A 22,336-nucleotide genomic window follows, 5' to 3' on the forward strand; every position below is an offset into this window, starting at 1 on the left:
GCTCGCTCCCACACTGGAATGCACTTCAAATGTGGGAGCGAGCCTGCTCGCGAAGGGCCATCAGCCTCAACACAGAAACTCACATCCCATGCTGCTTCAATAACCGCGCATAACTCCCATCCGCCTTCATCTCGGCAATCTCCCGATCAAAACCGGCGACGATCTGTTCATGCTGCGGATTTTTCAGGCTCACCAGAATGTGCAGGCTGTTCTCGCTCAACGGTTTGGGCAGGAACTCAACGGCATTGCGCACCTTGGCGGATTCACGGGCCAGGTAGTACCGCGCGACGTATTCATCCTCCAGCGTCAGCTTGACCCGGTCGGCGGCAACCATGCGCACGGCCATGGAGAAGCTATGCACCGGGACTTTCTGTAGCGAAGCATCCTCATCAAACACCGGCGAGTAGGCGTAACCGCGCACCACCGCAATCGGGTACATGTGCAATTGCTGCAGATTGTTGAATTCAATCGGCGCGTCCTTGCGCTTGAGGAAGCGCACGCGGTTGACCAAGTATTCGCCGGAAAACTGGCCAAGCCTTGTGCGGTCTTCGGTGTACCAGGCGTTAACCAGCACATCGTAGCGGCCCTCGCCTATACCGAGCAGGGCGCGTGCCCAAGGCACCTGTTCAAAATCGCTGGCATAGCCGGCCCGGGCCAGCGCCGTGCTGACGATGTCAGTGGCCAACCCACCATTGACCAGCGTGGCGTCGGTAAAGGGCGGCCATAAATCGGCGACCAATCGCAACTTTTCCGCTGCCGCGCTCTGAGTCAGCAACAGCAATCCGATCAAGGCCAACGCTCGATGCAATCGCAGCATGCTCGAAAATCCTTAGCGGGCGGGCGGCCCGACGTGTCTTCAGCCAAAACTCCAAGGCCCCGTACCGGCACAACCCAGGCACTAACACTAGCTCATCGACGCCACTGCACAGCGCTGCATCCCAGATTACACAAAGAAGACAACACCGCACGAAATGAATGATGGCATTTTGGCCTTTATCACAGATTTCTCCGCCATAAAGACTTCTGCGGTCGGGGCGCTTAGTATCGGAGCCACTGGATCAAGGAATGTGAAGATGACAATCGATTGGGTCTGCAAACACCATAGCGATCTGGGCAAAGAGCAGCTGTACGCTGTTTTGCAGTTGCGCGTGGAAGTGTTCGTCGTGGAACAGAAATGCGTCTATCAGGACGTGGACGGCCAGGATCTGGAAGGTGACACCTGCCATTTGATGGCGTGGGACGGGGATCGACTGGTCGCGTACCTGCGGTTGCTCGATCCTGAGTTACAGGGTGGCGACGTGGTGATCGGTCGGGTGATTACCGCAGCGGATTATCGCGGGAAAGGGTTGGGTCACGAGCTGATCGCCCAGGCGTTGAAGCAGGCGGAGAAGCGCTGGCCGGACGTGCCTGTTTATCTGTCGGCGCAGGCGCATTTGCAGGGCTATTACGGGCGGTATGGATTTGTGGTGGCGGGTGAGGAATATGTCGAGGATGGTATTCCACACATTGGGATGCGTCGGTCTTGAGGGCCTCTTCGCGAGCAGGCTCGCTCCCACACTGGATCTCCTGTGAACTCACTTTTGTGAGCACCAGGGATCAACTGTGGGAGCGAGCCTGCTCGCGAAGCGTCCGACCAAACACCGCAGAATCTAGGGATATTCCAACACCTGTTTGATCTGCGGCAAATGGCGCTCGATCCATCCCCGATCAATCGCCCCCCACTCGCGAATCCGATAGCGGCCGGCGTGATTACGCGCACCCTCTTCCTGCTCGAACTCGCAAACAATGTCCAGATCCGCCAACGCCGCGATCGTGTCCTGAGCTGTGCGCCGGGGCATGCCAGTGGTTTCGGTCAACGCCGGGACACTGCTGGCCAACCCGCTGTCGATCAGATACGCCACGTACAACCGGCGATAGAAGCTGCTCTTGGTTTTGCTCACGTCCCGTTCCTTGTCATTGGAAGATCAAAAGATCGCAGCCTTCGGCAGCTCCTACGCCGAAAGACGCTGTAGGAGCTGCCGAAGGCTGCGATCTTTTATTGCATGTCCCGCCACGTCAGGTACACCCGCAAATCGAATTCGATCTGGTGATACCCCGGCAACATGTGTTCGCACAGTTTGTAGAACGCTTTGTTGTGATCCGATTCCTTGAAATGCGCCAGCTCATGCACCACGATCATTTTCAGGAATTCGGCGGGCGCTTCCTTGAACAATGAGGCCACGCGGATTTCTTTCTTGGCCTTGAGTTTGCCGCCCTGCACCCGGGAAATTGTGGTGTGCAGGCCGAGGGCGCGGTGGGTCAGGTCCAGGCGGTTGTCGAACAGCACCTTGTCGATGGCCGGGGCATTGCGCAGGTATTCCTGCTTGAGATCCAGCGCATAGGCGTACAGCGCCTTATCGCTCTGCACGTCATGCTTTTGTGGATAACGCTGGCCCAGATAGTCGCCCAGCCGACCTTCGGTGATCAGCCGGCGCACCTGGTCCTGCAATGCAGCGGGATAGGCCTGGAGGAATTTCAACGCGGTCATCGGGGCGGCAACATCAGTGACGAAAAGGCCGCCAGTGTAGCGAATTCAGCCCGTCAGCGCTTTCCAGTTGAACGGCCGGACAAAGTCGCCGACGTCCTCGGCCTCTCTCGGGGACGCGACCAGGAAGCCTTGCACGTACTGGCAACCATTGGCGCGCAGCCACTCGTACTGCGCGAGGGTTTCCACCCCTTCGGCAATCACCAGCATTCCATATTGTTTGCACAGGTCGATCACATTGCGCACCAGCGCCGCGTCCCGCGAGGATTCCGGCAACCGGGCGATGACATGCCGGTCGAGCTTGAGTGTGTCCAGTTCCAGATCACGCAAATGCGCCAGCGAGCACGGCCCCGAGCCAAAGTCATCCAGCGCCACCCGCACGCCCAGGTGATGCAGCAGGCGCAGCTGTTTTCGGGTTTCATCAGGGTTGAGCATCAAGGCCTCTTCGGTGACCTCCACCTCCAGATGCCGCGCCTGCAAGCCATTACGCTCCAGCGCCAGACGCAACTCCGTGACCAGGTTGGGCATGCCGAACTGCGTGCTGCTCAGGCTCACGCCCAGTACCAGGTCATCGGCAAACAGGGATTCCCAGGCTTTGCGTTGCCCGGCGCTGCGTTGATAGATCCAGCTACCCAGCCGACTGATCAACCGCGCCTCTTCCAGCAAGGGTAGAAACAGCCCCGGCGGCACGTCGCCGACACTCGGATGCTGCCAGCGCAGCAACGCTTCGAAGCCGCGAATCTGCCCGCTGTCGATGGCCACCTGAGGCTGATACACCAGATTGAAATCACGGTTTTCGATGGCGCTACGCACACTTTCTTCGAGCATCAGCCGCGAGCGCGCCCGGCCGTTCATGTCATGATCATAAAAACGATATTGCTGACGGCCGGCGCGCTTGGCTTCATACATGGCAATGTCGGACGCACGCAGCAAACCATCGAGACTGGCCCCACAATCCGGGTACGTGGCGATGCCAATGCTGGCGCCCAGGGCGATATCCAGCCCATCGATCTGCTGACAGATCGACACCCGCTCGATCAGCTTCTCGGCAATCTTCGCCGCTTGCTCGGGAAACTCCAGGTCCAGCAGCGCCGTGAACTCATCGCCGCCCATGCGCGCCAAGATGTCGAATGGCCGCAAGCACGCCTTCAATTGTTCGGAAACCCAGCGCAACACCCGGTCGCCGGCATCGTGGCCTAGGGAGTCGTTGACCCGCTTGAAACCGTCGAGGTCGAGGTACAGCAGCACCCAGGCGCGGTCGGTACGTTCGCCGCGCAGCAGCAGGTTTTCTACCGTCTGATAAAAGCCGCGACGATTGAGCAGCCCGGTCAGCGGATCGGTAACGGCCTGGAATTCCAGTTGCTGATGCAGGTGGCGCACCACCGACATGTCCAGCACCGTCACCACCATGGCCTGTTGCTCGCTCGGTAACGGCGCGCACGACAGCGCTACGGGTACCTGTTGGCCGGGGGCTGTGCGCAGCAATGCGTCATGCAGGCGCAAGGTTTCCCCGCGTTTATAACCGGCCAGCAGTTCGGAATCGGTCCAGATCGGTATATGCGGCTTTTGCAGGAAATCGAGAAACGCCTTGCCCTGCAAATCCTGCAGCGTGGCATTGAGCAAGCGCGACATCGCCGGGTTGGCAAAGCGAATCAGGCCGTCCTCGCCGACCACCAGAATGCCTTCGGCGGCGTTGTCCAGCACCGACGCATTGAAGGCGCGTGCGACCTCCAGATCGTGGCTCAGGCGCTGCAATGCCCGGCGATTGCGCTGATGCTCTAGCAACGCCTGAACCTTGGGCTTGAGAATCTGCGGGTCGAAGGGTTTGAACAGGTAATCCACCGCGCCACTGGCATAGCCCTTGAGCACGGCGTCCTGGGACTTTTCGTTGGCGGTGAGGAAAATAATCGGGGTCAGGCGGGTGCGCTGGCTGCCGCGCATCAGGCGCGCCACTTCAAACCCATCCATGCCGGGCATCTGCACGTCCAGCAGCACCAGGTCGATATCGTGTTCGAGTAGCAGACTGAGGGCTTCGAAACCCGAGGCAGCGGTAATGACCTGCCAGTCCTGGCGCTGGAGCAACGCGCGCATACTGATCAGGTTTTCAGGGTAATCATCGACGATTAACAGGGTTGAGGTGCCGTCGGCTGGCGTGGGTTGCGCGCATTCCATGCTGCTTCTCTTATCTGGGCGTCAGGCCGGTTTCTTGTGAAAACCGGACACATGCTAAGCCTTCACTCTAGACCGGGATCCGCGAAAGCAGAAGGTATCAATAGGCCATCATTTAACTAATAAGTTCATTTGCCGACTAACGGTCACCTCTACAGGCCCCTGAAACCGGGAAAGATGGCCTTTTAACAGGATTTTGACGTCATCCATCTGTCAGTCAGACGTTAACAAACGCCCCTTCTACGCTTATAAAGACCGCCCTCCAAGGCGCGTGCTAGAGCATCTGGTACGTCCGTGCTGCAAAATCTGTGGAAGCTTTTTTCTATGATCGATCTCGCAACCTGGAACCTCAGTGTTCCTGTCGGCAACCCGCCATACACCGTTGAAACAGCCAAATTGACGAAAGGGTTCAAGGATCAATACTTCCATTCCAACACCGGCACGCTGTTTTTCTGGTCACCGGTGACCGGCACCCGTACCGCAAACGCGAAATATCCCCGCACCGAACTGCGGGAAACCTACAGCAACGGCACCCTGCGAAACTGGTACTACCCGGATGCCGACAACTCTCTGCGCGCCACGTTGACGGTGAATCAGGTGCCGAGCTCGGGTAAAATCGTGATCGGCCAGATCCATGCCTACGAAAGCCAGAAGCCCATGGTAAAGGTCGAGTATCAATACAAGACCGGCCCCAAGGCCGGCAACATCGTAGCCAAGGTGCGCATGCACCCCGACGACGGCGAAGGCCGGGTAATCACCATCGCCACGGGCGTGAAGCTTGATCAGCAGTTTTCCTACCTCATTCACCTAAGCCCCGGCGGCGCATTGGGCATCAGTGCGGCAGGTTATCAGTGGGACACCGACATCAGCGCGAAATGGCGGGTCAAACCGTTGTACTTCAAGGCCGGGGTGTATGTGCAGGACAACACCGGGTACACCAGCGAGGGCGGGAAAGTGACGTTCAGCAAGCTGGATATTGATCACGATAAGTAACGGCAAAAGATCGCAGCCTTCGGCAGCTCCTACATTGGTCAGATGTACGTCCTGTAGGAGCTGCCGAAGGCTGCGATCTTTTGAACTTGATCCTGCACCCACAAAAAACCCGCATTTCTGCGGGTTTTTTGTGGGGCTCAAACGCTGAAGGCTTAGTTGACCTTGGCGTTCAACTCACCTTTCAGATAACGCTGATACATCGCTTCCAGCGAGATCGGCTTGATCTTCGAAGCGTTGCCAGCCGTGCCAAACGCTTCGTAGCGCGCGATGCAAACGTCACGCATGGCAGTCACGGTGGCGCCAAAGAATTTACGTGGGTCGAATTCGCTCGGGTTGGTGGCCATCAGGCGACGCATCGCACCAGTGGACGCCAAACGCAGGTCGGTGTCGATGTTGACCTTGCGCACGCCGTGCTTGATGCCTTCGACGATTTCTTCAACCGGCACGCCGTAGGTTTCTTTGATGTCGCCGCCGTACTGGTTGATGATCGCCAGCCAGTCTTGTGGCACCGAAGAGGAACCGTGCATCACCAGGTGGGTATTCGGGATGCGTTTGTGGATTTCTTTGATGCGGTCGATTGCCAGCACGTCGCCGGTAGGCGGCTTGGTGAACTTGTACGCGCCGTGGCTGGTGCCGATGGCGATGGCCAGGGCGTCGACCTGAGTGCGTTTGACGAAGTCAGCGGCTTCTTCCGGGTCAGTCAGCATCTGGCTGTGATCGAGCACGCCTTCTGCGCCGATACCGTCTTCTTCACCGGCCATGCCGGTTTCCAGCGAACCCAGGCAGCCCAGCTCGCCTTCTACCGAAACGCCGCAGGCGTGAGCCAGGGCCACGGTTTGTTGGGTGACACGGATGTTGTAGTCGTAGTCGGTCGGGGTCTTGCCGTCTTCGCCCAGGGAACCGTCCATCATCACCGAGCTGAAGCCCAGTTGAATGGAGCGCTGGCAGACGTCAGGGCTGGTGCCGTGATCCTGGTGCATGCACACCGGGATATGCGGGAATTCTTCGATGGCGGCGAGGATCAGGTGACGCAGGAACGGCGCGCCGGCGTATTTGCGAGCACCGGCCGAAGCCTGGACGATCACCGGGGAGTCAGTCTTGTCAGCGGCTTCCATGATGGCGCGCATCTGCTCAAGGTTGTTGACGTTGAAGGCTGGAACGCCGTAGCCGAACTCGGCTGCGTGGTCCAGCATCTGGCGCATGCTGATAAGTGCCATTGTGTGTGTCTCTCCCGGTTTGGGTCGTTAATCGTGCCAGCCTGCCGGAGCGGCGGCGGCTATTCAAGTTTTTGCAGATCGGGGGTTAATCCCGGGCTGCGAATTCGGTACAACATAAATACTGAATGTGACGAAGCACCCGTGGCGAGCGAGCTTGCTCGCGTTCGGCTGCGAAGCAGTCGTAAACCGTTCGACCCGGTCTTTATCAAACACCAGGTCGACTGGCTTTGGGAGCGCTTCGCACTCCAGCGGGAGCAAGCTCCCTCGCCACAGAAGTCCTGCGATCTCTTACTGCGCTTTACACCCGCGGCCAATCAAATCATTGGTGGCGACCCAGTAAACCAGGCCTTCCTCACCTTTCAGGTGAAACGCCAGCATGTCGTTGCTGTACAGCGAACCCGACGCGCCGGGTTCGTGCTTCAAGCGGTAAACCTGATCGGCCCCGCCGAGGCGCACATCGACGGCCTCGCGGCTGTCGTCGGTGAAGCGCCACACCACTTTGGCCTGGCTGTCGCACGTCCAGGTGGTCCAGCTGTCCGTCGATTCGGCCGGCTTGAACAGGTTGAAATTCGAACAACCTGCCAGCAGTGCCAGCGCCGTAATGGCGATAAAACCTTTCATCCGTGTTCCTCGACTGACGGCGCACACCGCCAGTCCTGAGTAAGGAGTCAGACCCGTCAAGGGCAACCATGTTCCTTGGCGGGTGTGAGTGTTTCGTATTTGTCCAGGCCATCAGGCCCGGAACGCTTGTTGATCACCGGGTTGGTTTCCGCTTGCCAGTCAGCCTGGTAGCAGCCTTTGTCCACCGCTTGCGGTGCAGGTTCCGGCTTGGCTTTGGGGTTACTCCCACACGCCGCCAGCGAACCCGCAACGATCAACAGCGCTAGCACCTTGACCATGTAAACGCTCCCTTGCCTGGCCAAATCCGCGACCTCAGGCCTTGGCCCGACTTTCCAGTACTTCTACGGCGGGCAGTACTTTGCCTTCGACAAACTCAAGGAACGCGCCGCCACCGGTAGAAATGTAGGAGATCTGATCCGCCACGCCATATTTGTCGATGGCCGCCAGGGTGTCGCCGCCGCCCGCGATGGAAAACGCCGAGCTTTCTGCGATGGCCTGGGCCAACACTTTGGTGCCGTTACCGAACTGGTCGAATTCGAACACGCCGACCGGGCCGTTCCACAGAATGGTCCTGGAGGACTTCAGCAGCTCGGCGAAATTCGCCGCGGTCTGTGGGCCGATGTCGAGGATCATGTCGTCTGCCGCTACGTCGGCGATCAGCTTGACGGTCGCGGTGGCGCTTTCAGCGAATTCCTTGGCAACCACGACGTCCACTGGCAGCGGCACGCTGACTTTGGCGGCGATTTCGCGAGCGGTGTCCAGCAGGTCCGGCTCGTACAGGGATTTGCCGACCGGGTGACCGGCTGCGGCAAGGAAGGTGTTGGCAATGCCGCCACCGACGATGAGCTGGTTGCAGATCTGGCTCAGGCTGTTCAGGACGTCGAGCTTGGTCGAGACCTTGGAGCCGGCCACGATGGCCGCCATTGGCTGGGCCGGCGCGCCCAGGGCTTTGCCCAGTGCGTCGAGTTCGGCCGCCAGCAACGGGCCCGCCGCCGCGACTTTGGCAAACTTGGCCACGCCGTGGGTCGAACCCTCGGCGCGGTGAGCGGTGCCGAAGGCGTCCATCACGAACACGTCGCACAGGGCGGCGTATTGTTGGGCCAGTTCGTCAGCGTTCTTTTTTTCACCCTTGTTGAAGCGCACGTTTTCGAACAAGACGATGTCGCCCGCCTTCACGTCAACGCCGCCCAGGTAATCAGCCACCAGCGGCACTTCACGACCGAGGGCCTTGCTCAGGTAATCAGCGACAGGCTTGAGGCTGTTCTCGGCCGAGAACTCGCCTTCGGTCGGGCGGCCAAGGTGCGAGCAGACCATCACGGCCGCGCCTTTTTCCAGGGCCAGCTTGATGGTCGGCAGCGAAGCCAGGATTCGCGCATCGCTGGTGACTACACCGTCCTTGACAGGGACGTTGAGGTCTTCGCGAATCAGTACGCGCTTACCTTGCAGATCGAGGTCGGTCATCTTCAACACGGTCATGGGTCGCACTTCCTACGGTTTTTTTGAAGTCGCTGTTTGCAGATAGTGTTCCGCAACATCCAGCATTCGGTTGGCAAACCCCCATTCGTTGTCGAACCAGGCCAGGATGTTCACCAGCCGTGGGCCGGAAACTCGAGTCTGACTGGCATCGACGATCGCCGAATGAGGGTCATGGTTGAAATCACAGCTTGCGTGAGGCAACTCGGTGTAAGCCAGCAGGCCTTTGAGCGGGCCGCTGGTGGCGGCCTCGCGCAATATCCGGTTGACCTCGGTGGCGTCGGTGTCACTGACGGTCTGCATCGTAATGTCAAGGCAGGACACGTTCACGGTCGGCACCCGCACGGCTTTGGCTTGAATTCGCCCGGCAAGTTCCGGCAGCAGGCGTTCGATGCCCCGCGCCAGACCAGTGGACACCGGAATCACCGACTGAAACGCCGAACGGGTGCGGCGCAGGTCTTCGTGATGATAGGCGTCGATCACCGGCTGATCGTTCATCGCCGAGTGGATGGTGGTGATCGACACGTATTCCAGACCAATGGCCTGATCCAGCAGGCGCAACAGCGGCACGCCGCAGTTGGTGGTGCAGGACGCGTTGGACACCAGCAGCTCGTCGCCGGTCAGGCAATCCTGGTTCACGCCGTAGACGATGGTGGCGTCGACATCCGCCTCGCTGGCCATCGGCTGGGAAAACAACACGCGCGGCGCGCCGGCGTCGAGGAAACGCTGGCCGTCTTCACGCGTGTGGTAAGCGCCGGAGCATTCCAGCACCAGATCGACGCCCAGCGACGCCCAATCGATGCCTTCGGGGGTGGCACTGCGCAGGACCTTCACGCAGTCGCCATTAATATGCAGACAATCGCCATCGATCTTCACTTCACCGGGAAAACGCCCGTGGGTGGAGTCGAAGCGTGTCAGGTATTCGATGCTGGCCATGTCCGCCAGATCGTTGATAGCGACAATTTCAAACCCGGCCGCCGAGCCTCGCTCAAACAACGCACGCAAGACGCAACGACCAATCCGGCCATAGCCGTTGAGTGCAACTTTGTAAGGACGCGGTTGAGGCATGGGGTTCTCGATAAGCTCTCGTAAACAACACAAATCCCCGTAGGAGCTGCCGAGAGAAACGAGGCTGCGATCTTTTGATCTTGTTTTTTCGGATCAAGATCAAAAGATCGCAGCCTCGTTTCTCTCGGCAGCTCCTACGGGATCGCGGCGGCCAGAGCCACCGCACCGTGCTTAGTCTTCCAGCAGCTCTTCAGCCTGACCCAGGATGTTTTCCAGGGTGAAGCCGAACTCTTCGAACAAGGCAGGCGCAGGCGCCGACTCGCCGAAGGTGGTCATGCCGATGACGCGGCCTTCCAGGCCCACGTATTTGTACCAGTAGTCCGCATGGGCGGCTTCGATGGCGATACGGGCGCTGACCTGCAACGGCAGAACCGCTTGCTTGTAGCCGGCGTCCTGGGCATCGAACACGCTGGTGCAAGGCATCGAAACCACACGCACCTTGCGGCCTTGCTCGGTCAGCTTGTCGTAAGCCTGAACCGCCAGGCCCACTTCCGAACCGGTCGAGATCAGGATCAGCTCAGGCTCGCCTGCGCAGTCCTTCAGCACGTAACCGCCACGGGCGATGTCAGCGATCTGCAGCGCACTGCGCTCCTGATGCTGCAAATTCTGACGCGAGAAGATCAGCGCCGAAGGGCCGTCCTTGCGTTCGATCGCCTGTTTCCAGCAAACGGCCGATTCAACGGCATCGGCCGGACGCCAGGTGTCGAGGTTCGGCGTGCTGCGCAGGCTGGTCAGTTGCTCGATCGGCTGGTGAGTCGGGCCGTCTTCGCCCAGGCCGATGGAGTCGTGAGTGTAAACGAACAGCACGCGCTTCTTCATCAGCGCAGCCATGCGCACGGCATTGCGCGCGTACTCCATGAACATCAGGAAGGTCGCGCCGTAAGGCACCAGGCCGCCGTGCAGAGCGACGCCGTTCATGATTGCGCTCATGCCGAATTCGCGAACGCCGTAGTACATGTAGTTGCCGCTGGCGTCTTCGGCGGTGACGCCCTTGCAACCTTTCCACAGGGTCAGGTTGGAACCGGCCAGGTCAGCCGAGCCGCCGAGGAATTCCGGCAACAACGGGCCGAAGGCATTCAGGGCGTTCTGGCTGGCTTTACGGCTGGCGATGGTTTCGCCCTTGGCCGCGACTTCAGCGATATAAGCAGAGGCTTTTTCAGCGAAGTCCGCTGGCAGTTCGCCGCTCAGGCGACGGACCAGTTCGTTGGCTTCGGTCGGGAATGCCGCGGAGTAAGCAGCGAAACGCTGATCCCACTCGGCTTCAACCGCGCGGCCGGCTTCCTTGGCGTCCCACTCGGCATAGATATCAACCGGAATTTCGAACGGACCGTGGTTCCATTTCAACGCAGCGCGGGTCAGCGCGATTTCCGCGTCACCCAGCGGGGCGCCGTGGCAGTCTTCTTTACCCTGCTTGTTCGGCGAACCGAAACCGATGGTGGTCTTGCAGCAGATCAGCGTTGGCTGCGTGCTTTTGCGTGCGGTCTCGATGGCGGTCTTGATCTCTTCCGGATCGTGGCCGTCAACATTACGGATCACTTGCCAGTTGTAGGCTTCGAAACGCTTCGGGGTGTCGTCGGTGAACCAGCCTTCGACTTCACCGTCGATGGAGATGCCGTTGTCATCGTAGAAAGCGATCAGCTTGCCCAGACCCAAAGTACCGGCCAGGGAGCCGACTTCGTGGGAGATGCCTTCCATCATGCAGCCATCACCGAGGAACACGTAGGTGTGGTGATCGACAATATTGTGACCAGGACGGTTGAACTGCGCTGCCAGAACTTTTTCGGCCAGGGCGAAACCCACGGCGTTGGCCAGGCCTTGGCCCAGTGGACCGGTGGTGGTTTCAACGCCCGGGGTATAGCCGAATTCCGGGTGACCCGGGGTGCGGCTGTGCAGCTGACGGAAGTTTTTCAGGTCATCGATCGACAGGTCGTAGCCGGTCAGGTGCAGCAGCGAGTAGATCAGCATCGAGCCGTGGCCGTTGGACAGCACGAAGCGGTCACGGTCGGCGAACGACGGGTTACTCGGGTTGTGCTTCAGGTAGTCACGCCACAGTACTTCGGCGATATCCGCCATACCCATCGGGGCACCGGGATGGCCGCTGTTGGCTTTTTGCACGGCATCCATGCTGAGGGCACGAATGGCGTTGGCACGCTCACGACGGCTGGGCATCGCTGTTCTCCTGAGGGTTTTGAATAAAGAGTGAATAAAACGAATCGGAAAAAAGGCGAGCATTTTCCCTCACCGACCCGCCCGGGGCAATGACAGATAGTCATCTGAAGGCGTTTTTCCGGTGGATAGATTCGCATTCGCCTGGTGAAACCTTTCCGCTGACGATTTGTAGAGTGACCCATTCCCCGAGAAGTGCCATCTATCGAGCAATATCAAAACTTTTTGATATTGCTCTTGCGGTGCTTTCGGAGCGTCACTAGACTGCTGGCCCTATGAATTTACGCGTGCCTTCCATTCAACATGACGATTGCGACGAGCTGGCGGCCCTGTGCAAGGCCGGCGGCGATCCTCTGCGACTGAATGTACTGCGCGCGCTGGCCAACGATTCGTTTGGCGTTCTGGAACTGGCGCAGATTTTCGGCATCGGCCAGTCCGGCATGAGTCACCACCTCAAAGTGCTGGCCCAGGCCGACCTGGTGGCGACACGCCGTGAAGGCAATGCGATTTTCTATCGTCGCGCCCTGCCCCACACCGACCTGCTGGGCGGCAAGCTGCACGCCGCACTGCTCGAAGAAGTGGACAACCTGACCCTGCCTGCCGATGTGCAATCGCGGATCGGTCAGGTCCATGGGCAACGGGCGGCGGCCAGCCAGGACTTTTTCTCACGGGTTGCGGAGAAGTTTCGCGCCCAGCAAGACCTGATTGCCGGCCTGCCGCAGTACCGCGAAAGCGTGGTGGCCTTGCTCGACAAACTGAGCTTTGGCGACAGCGCAACAGCCATTGAAGTGGGCCCGGGCGACGGCGCTTTTCTGCCGGAACTGGCGCGGCGCTTCACCCACGTCACGGCGCTGGACAACAGCCAGGCGATGCTCGAACTGGCGCGCCAGGTCTGCGAACGTGAATCGCTGGCTAACGTCAGCCTGCAACTGGCCGATGCATTGAATGGTGTGAGCCTCAAGGCTGACTGCGTGGTACTGAATATGGTGCTGCACCATTTCGCCGCGCCGGCCGATGCGCTCAAGCACATGGCCGATTTGCTGCAACCGGGCGGTAGCCTGCTCGTGACAGAGTTATGTAGCCACAACCAGAGTTGGGCCAGGGAGGCCTGCGGTGATCTCTGGTTGGGGTTTGAACAGGACGATTTGGCCCGTTGGGCCACCGCTGCGGGACTCGTTCCCGGGGAAAGCCTCTATGTAGGCTTACGTAATGGTTTCCAGATTCAGGTCCGCCATTTTCAGCGACCGGCTGGCGACACTCACCATCGGTAAATTCAGGAAAAAATCGAGATGAGCGAATACTCCCTCTTCACCTCCGAGTCCGTGTCCGAAGGGCATCCGGACAAAATCGCCGACCAGATTTCCGATGCGGTGCTGGACGCCATCATTGCTGAAGACAAGTTCGCCCGCGTGGCGTGCGAGACTTTGGTGAAAACCGGCGTGGCAATCATTGCAGGTGAAGTCACCACGTCGGCCTGGGTCGATCTGGAACAGATCGTTCGTGACGTCATCCTGGGCATCGGCTACAACAGCTCCGACGTCGGTTTCGACGGCGCGACGTGCGGCGTGATGAACATCATCGGCAAGCAGTCCCCTGACATCAACCAGGGTGTCGACCGTGCCAAGCCTGAAGATCAGGGCGCCGGCGACCAGGGCCTGATGTTCGGCTACGCCAGCAATGAAACCGACGTGCTGATGCCAGCACCGATCACCTTCTCGCACCAGCTTGTACAACGTCAGGCCGAAGCCCGTAAATCCGGCCTGCTGCCTTGGCTGCGCCCGGACGCCAAGTCGCAAGTGACTTGCCGTTACGAAGGCGGCAAGGTCGTCGGTATCGACGCTGTTGTTCTGTCGACCCAGCACAACCCTGAAGTGTCCTATAAAGACCTGCGCGAAGGCGTGATGGAGCTGATCGTCAAGCACGTATTGCCTGCCGAACTGCTGAGCAAAGACACCCAGTTCCACATCAACCCGACCGGCCAGTTCATCATTGGCGGCCCGGTGGGAGACTGCGGTCTGACCGGTCGCAAAATCATCGTCGACAGCTACGGCGGCATGGCCCGTCACGGCGGTGGCGCGTTCTCCGGCAAGGATCCTTCGAAGGTTGACCGTTCGGCTGCCTACGCGGGTCGTTACGTAGCGAAGAACATCGTTGCGGCCGGCCTGGCCGAGCGTTGCGAGATCCAGGTTTCCTACGCGATCGGCGTGGCTCAGCCAACTTCGATCTCGTTGAACACCTTCGGTACCGGCAAAATCAGCGACGACAAAATCGTCAAACTGGTGCGTGAAGTGTTCGACCTGCGTCCATACGCCATCACCACCATGCTCGACCTGCTGCACCCGATGTACCAGGAGACTGCCGCGTACGGCCACTTCGGTCGCACCCCGACGACCAAGACCGTGGGCGAAGACACCTTCACCACGTTCACTTGGGAAAAAACCGATCGCGCTGACGATCTGCGTCTGGCTGCCGGCCTGTAAGACTTTTCGGCGGTACCCAAAGCCCTGCACGGTTCGCCGTGCGGGGCTTTTTATTGGCGTTCGCTTTTTACCGGGTGGCCCCCATCGCGAGCAAGCTCGCTCCCACAGGGGAATGCATTTCAATGTGGGAGCGAGCTTGCTCGCGATGGGGCCAGCCAAGGCACCATCAGAAACACCAGGCAAAACACCCACCCTCCCCGCCAGAAAATATTGGCTAGCCTTCAGAACATCCCGATCGAGCAAGGACGCTCACGATGCTGCTGCGAATGTGCACCGCTATTTTACTGTCCGTATTTTGCCTGAACTCAAACGCTGCCGACTGCCCCGACTGGCCACCCGCTCGAGCCTTGAGCGAAGTCACCGCACTGCAAAAACAAATCGACATCTGGGACGAAAACTATCATCGCGGCGCACGCGCACTGGTCAGCGACGAACTCTACGATCAATCCCGTCAACAGCTGACCACATGGCGCGAGTGCTTCGACCTGGGCCTGGCGCCCGAGCCACTGCGCACGGCCGGCGGCAAAATCGCCCACCCCATCGCCCACACAGGTCTGGACAAACTGCGGGACGCTGCCTCGGTCGCCAGTTGGCTGCACACTCGCCAAGACCTCTGGATACAACCCAAAGTGGACGGCGTGGCCGTGACCCTGATCTACCGCAAGGGCGTGCTGCGCCAGGCGATCAGTCGCGGTGATGGCGCGACCGGGCAGGACTGGACGGTTTCGGCGCAGCTGATTCCCGCCATCCCTCAACAACTGGCACGACCGCTAGACATGCTGCTGCAAGGCGAACTCTATTGGCGCCTCACCGATCATGTACAAGCCACTGCCGGCAGCCTCAATGCCCGCTCCACCGTGGCGGGGCTGATGGCCCGCAAGGACCTCGACCCTGAGCAGGCCGCCGGCATCGGGCTGTTCGTCTGGGACTGGCCACAAGGTCCGCCCGGCTTGCCCGAGCGCATCGCGGCTCTGGATGAATTGGGTTTGCCGAGCACCGTGCCCTACAGTCAGCCGATCCAGTCACTCGCCGATGCCGAACACTGGCGCAATCACTGGTATCGCTCGCCCCTGCCGTTTGCCAGCGACGGCGTCGTCCTGCGCCAGAGCCAGCGCCCCTCGGCCGAGCGCTGGCAGGCGAAAGCACCGCACTGGGCCGTCGCCTGGAAATACCCCTTTGCCCAAGCACTGGCCGAGGTGAGAAAAGTCGAATTCAAGGTGGGTCGCACCGGGCGGATTACCCCGGTGCTGGAACTCAAACCGGTGACGCTGGATGACCGGCAAATCAAACGTGTCAGCGTCAGCTCCCTCGGACGTTGGGAGATGCTCGACATTCGCCCCGGTGATCAGGTCTCCATCAGTCTGGCAGGCTTGACCATTCCCAGGCTCGAGGGGGTCGTCCTGCGTGCTGCCGAGCGGCCGGATTTAGACGTGCCGTTGGCAGCCGACTTTGATCATTTGAGTTGTTGGCAACCGACCCCGGGCTGCGAGAGCCAGTTTCTCGCCCGACTGACCTGGCTCAGCAGCAAGCAGGGGCTGGCCTTGGCGCATGTCGGCCCCGGAACGTGGGAGAAACTTTTGGAAACAGGCCGTCTGAATGGCCTGCTGGATTGGATGACCCTCGATGCTCAAGAGCTTGCTAACATTAACGGCTTCGGCGAGCGCAGCAGTGCTCGTCTTTTAAACAGCTTCAACAGCGCCCGCCAACGGTCTTTTGTTCGCTGGCTCAAAGCCCTGGGTTTACCGCCGACTGGCCAGGCGCAACTGGGCGATTCATGGCAGGCGCTGGCACAACAAAACACTGAACAATGGCAGGCAGAAGCCGGCATCGGACCGGGACGCGCAGCGCAATTGAGCGCATTTTTCCGCGATCCGCAGGTTCTGGTGCTGAGCCAGACATTGCGTGCGGCGGGGATCAACGGTTTTTAGCGACCGCAGGTGCCCGCCCACCTGGGAACCCAAAGATGACGATAGGCTCAAACGCCCATCGCCTTATCGACCCGATTGCACTTTGTACATGGAGCCTTTATGAAATTACTTTCACCGCTCGCCCTGTTGACCCTTTGCGGCGTGATGGCCGCTCCGCTGATGGCCGCCGAAGAGGCTCCGGGCCTGACCGGTTGCGCCGCCAAAAAGCAAGGCATCATCACTCAGATCGAACTGGCCAAGTCCCACGGCAACGCCGAACAGCAGGCCGGTCTCGAGACAGCCCTGAGCGAAGTCACCGCGCATTGCACCGACGCCTCACTGAAGAAGGAGCGGGAAAACAAGGTGCTTGATGCCAAGCATGAAGTCAGCGAACGCCAGGCCGACCTCGACAAAGCCATGAAAAAAGGCGACCCCGAGAGGATCAACAAGCGCAAAGACAAACTGGCCGAATCCCGCAAGGAATTGCAGGACGCACTGGATGAGCTGGATAAATAAGCGTTGAGTGTCCAATCAAAAGATCGCAGCCTGCGGCAGCTCCTACAGTGTGTACGCATGACATGTAGGAGCTGCCGCAGGCTGCGATCTTTTAAAGAATTCAATGATCGCGAAATTCTTTATGGCACGCACTGCAAGCATCTTCGACTTTCTGCACCGCAGGCCCCAGGTTACTCACCTTGTAAGGCTGAACCTTGCTCGCAATCACCAGCTCACCGGTGGCGGTTTCCAGGGTGCGGGCCAGTTCCTGAAAGCGTGCCTGCTTCTGCCAGACATCGTCCTTGGCGCTGGTGTGATCTTCCTCGCGCACCTGCGGGAAGTGTTTCCACGGCTCACGGGACAACGCATCGAGTTTTACCGCGCCATCGGCGAATGTCGGACCGTCAAACGGGATACGGCCGCGCAACATGCCGCCCAGGTCTTCGCCGGTCTTGAGCATTTGCTTGAAGATCGCCTTGCGTTGACCCAGTGGCGAATTCGGGTCGACACCGCCACACGCGGACAAGGTCAGGCAGGCCAGCAATACAACGGAAAGTCTTTTAAGAGTCATAGAGGCTTCAGGTCACGGGAAACGGCGGCCAGTATCCTCGCGTCATTGGCAAACACCAATAGCCCTATTATTAATACGGGTTGTTTGAGCGCATGGAGCACTCAGGCAATCGGCAAAGGAATTACTCCATGAACAGCCGTTTCAAGGCATGGCGTCACCCTCTCGTGTGGACGCTCCCATTGGTAGCCGCGCTTGCAGGCTGCACCGGCGGTGACAACAACACACCGAAAACCCATGCGCTGGCGACTTATGCCAGCGCCACATGGGACGCACTGCCCACCGTGTCCGATAACGACCTGGTGGCCGGGTTCGGTTCGTGGCGCAGCGCCTGTACCCGACTCAAGTCCGACCCGGTCTGGGGTTCGACGTGCGCCGCCGCTGCCAATGTGCCGCTGGCCGCCAACGACATTCGCGGCTTCCTCAAACAGAACCTCGACGTCTACGGCCTGCGCGCCGCCAACGACAATCCCGACGGATTGATCACCGGCTACTACGAGCCCGTCTACCCCGGCAGCCTGACCCAGACCACCGTGGCAAACATCCCGGTGTATGGCGTGCCCGAGGACATGATCATTGTCTCGCTGGACAGCATTTACCCGGAGCTCAAGGGTAAACGCCTGCGTGGACGCCTCGAAGGCCGGGTACTCAAACCCTACGATGATGCCGCAACCATTGAAAACAAAGGGGTGAAGGCGCCCGTGGTGGCATGGCTGACCGATCCGATGAATCTGCAGTTCCTGCAAATCCAGGGTTCGGGTCGCATTCAGCTCGACGATGGCCGTCAGTTGCGAATCGCTTATGCGGACCAGAACGGCCATCCGTACCGCCCGATCGGCCGCTGGCTGGTGGAGCAAGGCGAGCTGAAAAAAGAAGAAGTGACCATGGGCGCGATCAGCGACTGGGCAAAAGCCAATCCAGCACGCATTCCGGAGTTGCTCGCCAGCAATCCGAGCTATGTGTTCTTCACCCGCAATCCGGACAGCAACGAAGGGCCCCGCGGCTCGCTGAACGTGCCGCTGACTGCGGGCTACAGCGTTGCAGTGGACCGCAAGGTGATTCCGCTGGGCAGTTTGCTGTGGTTATCCACCACGCGACCGGACGGCACGGCACTGGTTCGCCCGGTGGCTGCTCAGGACACTGGCGGCGCGATTGCCGGCGAAGTGCGAGCGGACCTGTTCTGGGGCACCGGAGAGGCCGCCGGACAAATAGCCGGCGATATGAAACAGCAGGGGCAGATCTGGATGCTGTGGCCCAAAGGCGCGACGTTGCCACAAGTGCCGCAGGTGGCTGACAAGCTCTAAAGTCAAAAGATCGCAGCTTTCGGCAGCTCCTACGTTGACCGGGTCTTTGTAGGAGCTGGCGCAGCCTGCGATCTTTTGATCTTGCCGTTAAACAGAAACCACAAAGAAACTGACAATCAACCCCATCCCTACAAACCACACCAACGACCGCAAAATCGCCCAGTCGGCCAAGTAGCAAATGATGTACAGCAACCGGCTGGTGATAAACAGAACCGCCAGCACGTTGATCGTCACCAGTTCGGCATTACCCGCCAGGTGCGCCACGATCACCGCCGCTGCAAACGCCGGGGTCACCTCAAAACTGTTCAACTGCGCCGCATGCGCACGCCGGCCCAGACCATTCAGCGACTCGAGAAAATCCCGTGGGTCATGGTTGTCTTTGAGGTTAAAGCCGCCACTGACCTTGGCGATGCCCACACAGACATACGGCAGAAAAATCGCGATCAAAATGCACCACAGAGCAACCGTCATAACGCAGTCCTTTTTTCAAGATTCAAGAGTCGGGTTCCCGTCAAAACTTCATCACCAATATGCCGATCAACACCAGCCCACAGGCTAAGAGCCGCGGCCGGCCGAAAGGTTCTTTCAAGTAACGCATGCCGAACAGCACCACCAGAATCACGCTGATTTCGCGCAGTGCCGCCGCTTCGGCAATCGAACCCAGCTGCATCGCCCACAGCACCAGAGCGTAGCTGAACAACACGCAGAACCCGACCGCCAGGCCCAATCGCCACTGCTCACGCCAGAACAGCATGAACGCCGGCCGCTTGCGCACCAGCGCCAGCAACGGAAAAGGCCAGGCACTGATCAGCGTCACCCACACCAGGTAATCCAGCGGATGCGACCAGCGCCGCAGTGCCTGGCCATCGATAAAGGTGTAGCAGCCGATGCACAGGCCGATCAGCGCCACCACCGGCAGCATCGACCACGGCAAACGCGCGCCACCACCGCCCTGCCACAGCAGGCACAACATGCCGAACGGGATGAGTAGAATTCCGAAGATCTGCTGGTGGGTCAGCACTTCCCCGGCAAAGATCAGCGTCAGCGCCAGCACCACCAAGGGCGACAGGCCACGCATCAGGGGATAGACCAACCCCAGGTCGCCCACCCGATAGGCCTGAATCAGCAGATAGCGATAGAGCAATTCAAACGCGGCTGACGCCAGGATCCACGGCCAGATTTCAATCGGCGGCAACGCCACGAACGGCAGCATTACGGCAACAAACAACATTGCCACGCTGTCCATGCAGGCCACGACCAACAATCGTTCCGCACTGAATTTAATCAGGGTATTCCACGCCGCGTGCAACAGCGCCGCCACTAACACCAACGCCGTCGCAAGCACGGCACACTCCTTCTATTGATCACTCCCCCTGTAGGAGCTGCCGCAGGCTGCGATCTTTTGACTTTAAAAATCAACATCAAAAGATCGCAGCCTGCGGCAGCTCCTACGCAAATCCGGGGGGGGGGAGGATTGATTCGCCATATGTCAGCAGCTGTTTATACTGCAAGCGACCACCCCGCACTCAAACGTCGCGGTGCGGCAGCGCCAGCGCCAGCGCCACAGACCGAGTTTCAATGATTACTTCTTGACCTGCTGCGGATCGGCTTCTTCGCCTTGATCCGCAGACTGCTTCGGCGGCCCGCTTTCGCTGCGAATCTGCGCATGACTCAACAGCGCAAAGATGAAGCTGCCGCCGATGATGTTCCCTGCCAGCGTCGGCCCGGCGAACACCGTCCAGAAATCCTTCCACGGCAATTCGCCGGCAAACACCAGGTACGAGACCTCGGCCGAACCGACGACGATGTGGGTGAAATCCCCGAGCGCCATCAGGTAGGTGATGAGGATGATGATCCACATCTTGGCGCTCTCCATGGACGGGATCATCCAGACCATGGTGGCGATCATCCAGCCCGAGACGATGCCTTTGGCGAACATTTTGCCGGCGTCGTTCTCCATGACTTTGCGCCCGATGTCGAGGAAGGCCAGGTCGGTCTTGGTATCGAAAATCGGCAGGTGCAACATCACGTACGCCACCAGCAAAGTGCCGCAGAGGTTGCCTACGAGCACGACCGACCACAGCCGCAGCAAGCGCCCGAAATTGTTCAGTGTGGGTTTGGTCATCACCGGCAGCACCGCCGTCAGGGTGTTCTCGGTGAACAATTGCTGACGGGCGAGGATGACCGCGAGAAAACCGGCGCAATAGCCGAAACTGGCAATCACTTTGAAGTGTTCGCCATCGGGCAAACGGGAGTTGAGCAACCCCATGGCCATCAGCGACAGGCCCATGGTCAAGCCTGCGGCGAGCGCCGACCACCATAGGGCAGCAACGCTGCGCTCCAGTTCCTGATCGCCCTGGGTGCGGATGATTTCGTGCAGCACCGCGGCGCGCGGTGGCTGGTTCTTGTCGACCTCATGCTTCTCTTGCGCCGAGAGGTTTGGGGTCTTGCCGTCTTTTGGAGTATCCATAGTGTTGCGGAACCGGTGGCGTGGGATGTAAGTACGACACGCGTGGCTCTCGAGCGTTCTGTAGGAGCTGCCGAAGGCTGCGATCTTTTGATCTTGATTCCACGCGGAGAGTCTAGATCAAGAGATCGCAGCCTTCGGCAGCTCCTACGGGCTCGTATTACTCGCTGATACCATCATCCTGAAACTGGTCTTTGACGTACTTGATCTCGGTCCGGCCGTGCGGCGCGGGCAGGCCGTCCTCGCCGAGGTTGACGAAGACCATCTTCTCCACCGTCAGGATACTTTTACGGGTGATCTTGTTGCGTACTTCGCAGGTCAGGGTGATCGACGTGCGACCGAACTCGGTGGCGGTAATGCCCAGTTCGATGATGTCGCCCTGACGCGACGCGCTGACGAAATTGATTTCGGAAATGTACTTGGTGACCACACGCTGGTTGCCCAACTGAACGATCGCATAGATCGCCGCTTCTTCGTCGATCCAGCGCAACAGGCTGCCGCCGAACAGCGTGCCGTTGGGGTTGAGGTCTTCGGGTTTTACCCATTTGCGGGTGTGGAAATTCATATTCACTCCTGACCGTCTTGCCGATTGATGCCGACCATCATGGCAGAGCCCGGACTAGAGCTCTATGCGCGATCGCCTATGGCCTCGATTACCGTTCGGACATTGACCAACAGAAAGGCTTTGGAAGATCAGCATAGCCCGCTATAATCGCCACCGTTTCAAAACGGTCATCTCCAATTGATACCGTTTTCCCGCCACCTGTCCGAGGGGCGCTGCAGCAGGCTAGACCTGTCAGGCTCGGATGGGGCGTTGCCTGGCCACGGCCAGACACTAAACGCACAACGGCGCCCATTCGCATACATTACGAATGGAGGCTCAT

Annotated in this window: 22 protein-coding genes and 1 riboswitch; of the genes, 7 read left to right on the forward strand and 15 right to left on the reverse strand. The window is 59.5% G+C overall.

The genetic code is table 11. The features are described from left to right. Positions 1-79: 79 nt before the first annotated feature. A complete protein-coding gene (locus F8N62_RS12650) occupies positions 80-817 on the reverse strand; it encodes a substrate-binding periplasmic protein (protein ID WP_150711231.1) in 738 nt (245 codons plus the stop codon). Positions 818-1,073: 256 nt separating this feature from the next. Here F8N62_RS12650 and F8N62_RS12655 point away from each other — a divergent pair, with 256 nt between their 5' ends. After that, on the forward strand, positions 1,074-1,526 hold the full coding sequence (locus F8N62_RS12655) for a GNAT family N-acetyltransferase (protein WP_150711232.1): 453 nt from the start codon (positions 1,074-1,076) through the stop codon (positions 1,524-1,526). A 123-nt stretch (positions 1,527-1,649) separates the two neighbouring features. Here F8N62_RS12655 and F8N62_RS12660 read toward each other — a convergent pair whose 3' ends face one another. The 3 genes from F8N62_RS12660 to F8N62_RS12670 all read right to left on the reverse strand — a co-directional run bounded on the left by F8N62_RS12660 (position 1,650) and on the right by F8N62_RS12670 (position 4,696). Then, positions 1,650-1,940: a winged helix-turn-helix domain-containing protein gene (locus tag F8N62_RS12660; RefSeq protein ID WP_150711233.1), complete on the reverse strand. Its 291-nt coding sequence runs from the start codon at positions 1,938-1,940 to the stop codon at positions 1,650-1,652. A 95-nt stretch (positions 1,941-2,035) separates the two neighbouring features. Beyond that, positions 2,036-2,527, reverse strand: a complete 492-nt coding sequence (locus F8N62_RS12665) for a M48 family metallopeptidase (protein ID WP_150711234.1) — start codon at positions 2,525-2,527, stop codon at positions 2,036-2,038. Positions 2,528-2,572: 45 nt separating this feature from the next. Beyond that, positions 2,573-4,696 carry a putative bifunctional diguanylate cyclase/phosphodiesterase gene (locus tag F8N62_RS12670; RefSeq protein ID WP_150711235.1) on the reverse strand — a complete coding sequence of 708 codons (2,124 nt, stop codon included), beginning with the start codon at positions 4,694-4,696 and terminating at the stop codon, positions 2,573-2,575. A gap of 321 nt (positions 4,697-5,017) precedes the next feature. Here F8N62_RS12670 and F8N62_RS12675 point away from each other — a divergent pair, with 321 nt between their 5' ends. After that, positions 5,018-5,686 (forward strand): polysaccharide lyase family 7 protein, encoded by a 669-nt coding sequence (locus tag F8N62_RS12675; protein ID WP_150711236.1) that lies wholly within the window; start codon positions 5,018-5,020, stop codon positions 5,684-5,686. A gap of 152 nt (positions 5,687-5,838) precedes the next feature. On the opposite strand, the gene fba is transcribed toward F8N62_RS12675, so the two are convergent. From fba to tkt, 6 genes are all read right to left on the reverse strand, one after another. After that, positions 5,839-6,903 (reverse strand): class II fructose-bisphosphate aldolase, encoded by a 1,065-nt coding sequence (gene fba / locus F8N62_RS12680; protein WP_046045276.1) that lies wholly within the window; start codon positions 6,901-6,903, stop codon positions 5,839-5,841. Positions 6,904-7,191: 288 nt separating this feature from the next. Beyond that, on the reverse strand, positions 7,192-7,524 hold the full coding sequence (locus F8N62_RS12685; protein WP_150711237.1) for an MliC family protein: 333 nt from the start codon (positions 7,522-7,524) through the stop codon (positions 7,192-7,194). Between the two features lie 56 nt (positions 7,525-7,580). Continuing rightward, positions 7,581-7,802: a hypothetical protein gene (locus F8N62_RS12690; protein ID WP_150711238.1), complete on the reverse strand. Its 222-nt coding sequence runs from the start codon at positions 7,800-7,802 to the stop codon at positions 7,581-7,583. 34 nt (positions 7,803-7,836) lie between these two features. Beyond that, positions 7,837-9,000: a phosphoglycerate kinase gene (locus F8N62_RS12695; protein WP_150711239.1), complete on the reverse strand. Its 1,164-nt coding sequence runs from the start codon at positions 8,998-9,000 to the stop codon at positions 7,837-7,839. A gap of 12 nt (positions 9,001-9,012) precedes the next feature. Then, positions 9,013-10,065 carry an erythrose-4-phosphate dehydrogenase gene (gene epd, locus F8N62_RS12700; RefSeq protein ID WP_150711240.1) on the reverse strand — a complete coding sequence of 351 codons (1,053 nt, stop codon included), beginning with the start codon at positions 10,063-10,065 and terminating at the stop codon, positions 9,013-9,015. Positions 10,066-10,236: 171 nt separating this feature from the next. Next, a complete protein-coding gene (gene tkt / locus F8N62_RS12705) occupies positions 10,237-12,234 on the reverse strand; it encodes a transketolase (RefSeq protein WP_150711241.1) in 1,998 nt (665 codons plus the stop codon). 272 nt (positions 12,235-12,506) lie between these two features. On the opposite strand from tkt, the gene F8N62_RS12710 reads away from it, so the two are divergent. The 4 genes from F8N62_RS12710 (at position 12,507) to F8N62_RS12725 (ending at position 17,134) form a co-directional block, all read left to right on the forward strand. Next, complete coding sequence (locus F8N62_RS12710; RefSeq protein ID WP_150711242.1) at positions 12,507-13,502, forward strand: ArsR/SmtB family transcription factor; 996 nt, start codon at positions 12,507-12,509, stop codon at positions 13,500-13,502. Positions 13,503-13,520: 18 nt separating this feature from the next. Then, positions 13,521-14,711 (forward strand): methionine adenosyltransferase, encoded by a 1,191-nt coding sequence (metK, locus tag F8N62_RS12715; protein WP_150711243.1) that lies wholly within the window; start codon positions 13,521-13,523, stop codon positions 14,709-14,711. 254 nt (positions 14,712-14,965) lie between these two features. Beyond that, complete coding sequence (ligB, locus tag F8N62_RS12720) at positions 14,966-16,639, forward strand: NAD-dependent DNA ligase LigB (protein ID WP_150711244.1); 1,674 nt, start codon at positions 14,966-14,968, stop codon at positions 16,637-16,639. Between the two features lie 99 nt (positions 16,640-16,738). Continuing rightward, positions 16,739-17,134, forward strand: a complete 396-nt coding sequence (locus F8N62_RS12725; protein WP_150711245.1) for a DUF1090 domain-containing protein — start codon at positions 16,739-16,741, stop codon at positions 17,132-17,134. 100 nt (positions 17,135-17,234) lie between these two features. On the opposite strand, the gene F8N62_RS12730 is transcribed toward F8N62_RS12725, so the two are convergent. Beyond that, the gene (locus F8N62_RS12730; RefSeq protein WP_150711246.1) at positions 17,235-17,684 is read right to left on the reverse strand and encodes a c-type cytochrome; all 450 of its coding nucleotides are present in this window, start codon (positions 17,682-17,684) and stop codon (positions 17,235-17,237) included. A gap of 128 nt (positions 17,685-17,812) precedes the next feature. On the opposite strand from F8N62_RS12730, the gene F8N62_RS12735 reads away from it, so the two are divergent. Further along, positions 17,813-18,985: a murein transglycosylase A gene (locus F8N62_RS12735; RefSeq protein ID WP_150711247.1), complete on the forward strand. Its 1,173-nt coding sequence runs from the start codon at positions 17,813-17,815 to the stop codon at positions 18,983-18,985. 87 nt (positions 18,986-19,072) lie between these two features. Here F8N62_RS12735 and F8N62_RS12740 read toward each other — a convergent pair whose 3' ends face one another. The 4 genes from F8N62_RS12740 to F8N62_RS12760 all read right to left on the reverse strand — a co-directional run bounded on the left by F8N62_RS12740 (position 19,073) and on the right by F8N62_RS12760 (position 22,017). After that, on the reverse strand, positions 19,073-19,456 hold the full coding sequence (locus F8N62_RS12740) for an MAPEG family protein (RefSeq protein WP_150711248.1): 384 nt from the start codon (positions 19,454-19,456) through the stop codon (positions 19,073-19,075). Between the two features lie 40 nt (positions 19,457-19,496). Beyond that, positions 19,497-20,330 carry an EamA family transporter gene (locus tag F8N62_RS12745; protein ID WP_150711249.1) on the reverse strand — a complete coding sequence of 278 codons (834 nt, stop codon included), beginning with the start codon at positions 20,328-20,330 and terminating at the stop codon, positions 19,497-19,499. Between the two features lie 237 nt (positions 20,331-20,567). Next, complete coding sequence (locus F8N62_RS12755; protein WP_150711250.1) at positions 20,568-21,455, reverse strand: formate/nitrite transporter family protein; 888 nt, start codon at positions 21,453-21,455, stop codon at positions 20,568-20,570. A gap of 157 nt (positions 21,456-21,612) precedes the next feature. Next, entirely contained in the window at positions 21,613-22,017 is a 405-nt protein-coding gene (locus tag F8N62_RS12760) for an acyl-CoA thioesterase (protein WP_027606051.1), read from the reverse strand. A 198-nt stretch (positions 22,018-22,215) separates the two neighbouring features. Beyond that, positions 22,216-22,314: riboswitch (S-adenosyl-L-homocysteine riboswitch) on the forward strand. Positions 22,315-22,336 lie beyond the last annotated feature (22 nt).

Source organism: Pseudomonas fluorescens, from assembly GCF_902497785.1.
GTDB classification, from domain to species: Bacteria; Pseudomonadota; Gammaproteobacteria; order Pseudomonadales; family Pseudomonadaceae; genus Aquipseudomonas; species Aquipseudomonas fluorescens_BO.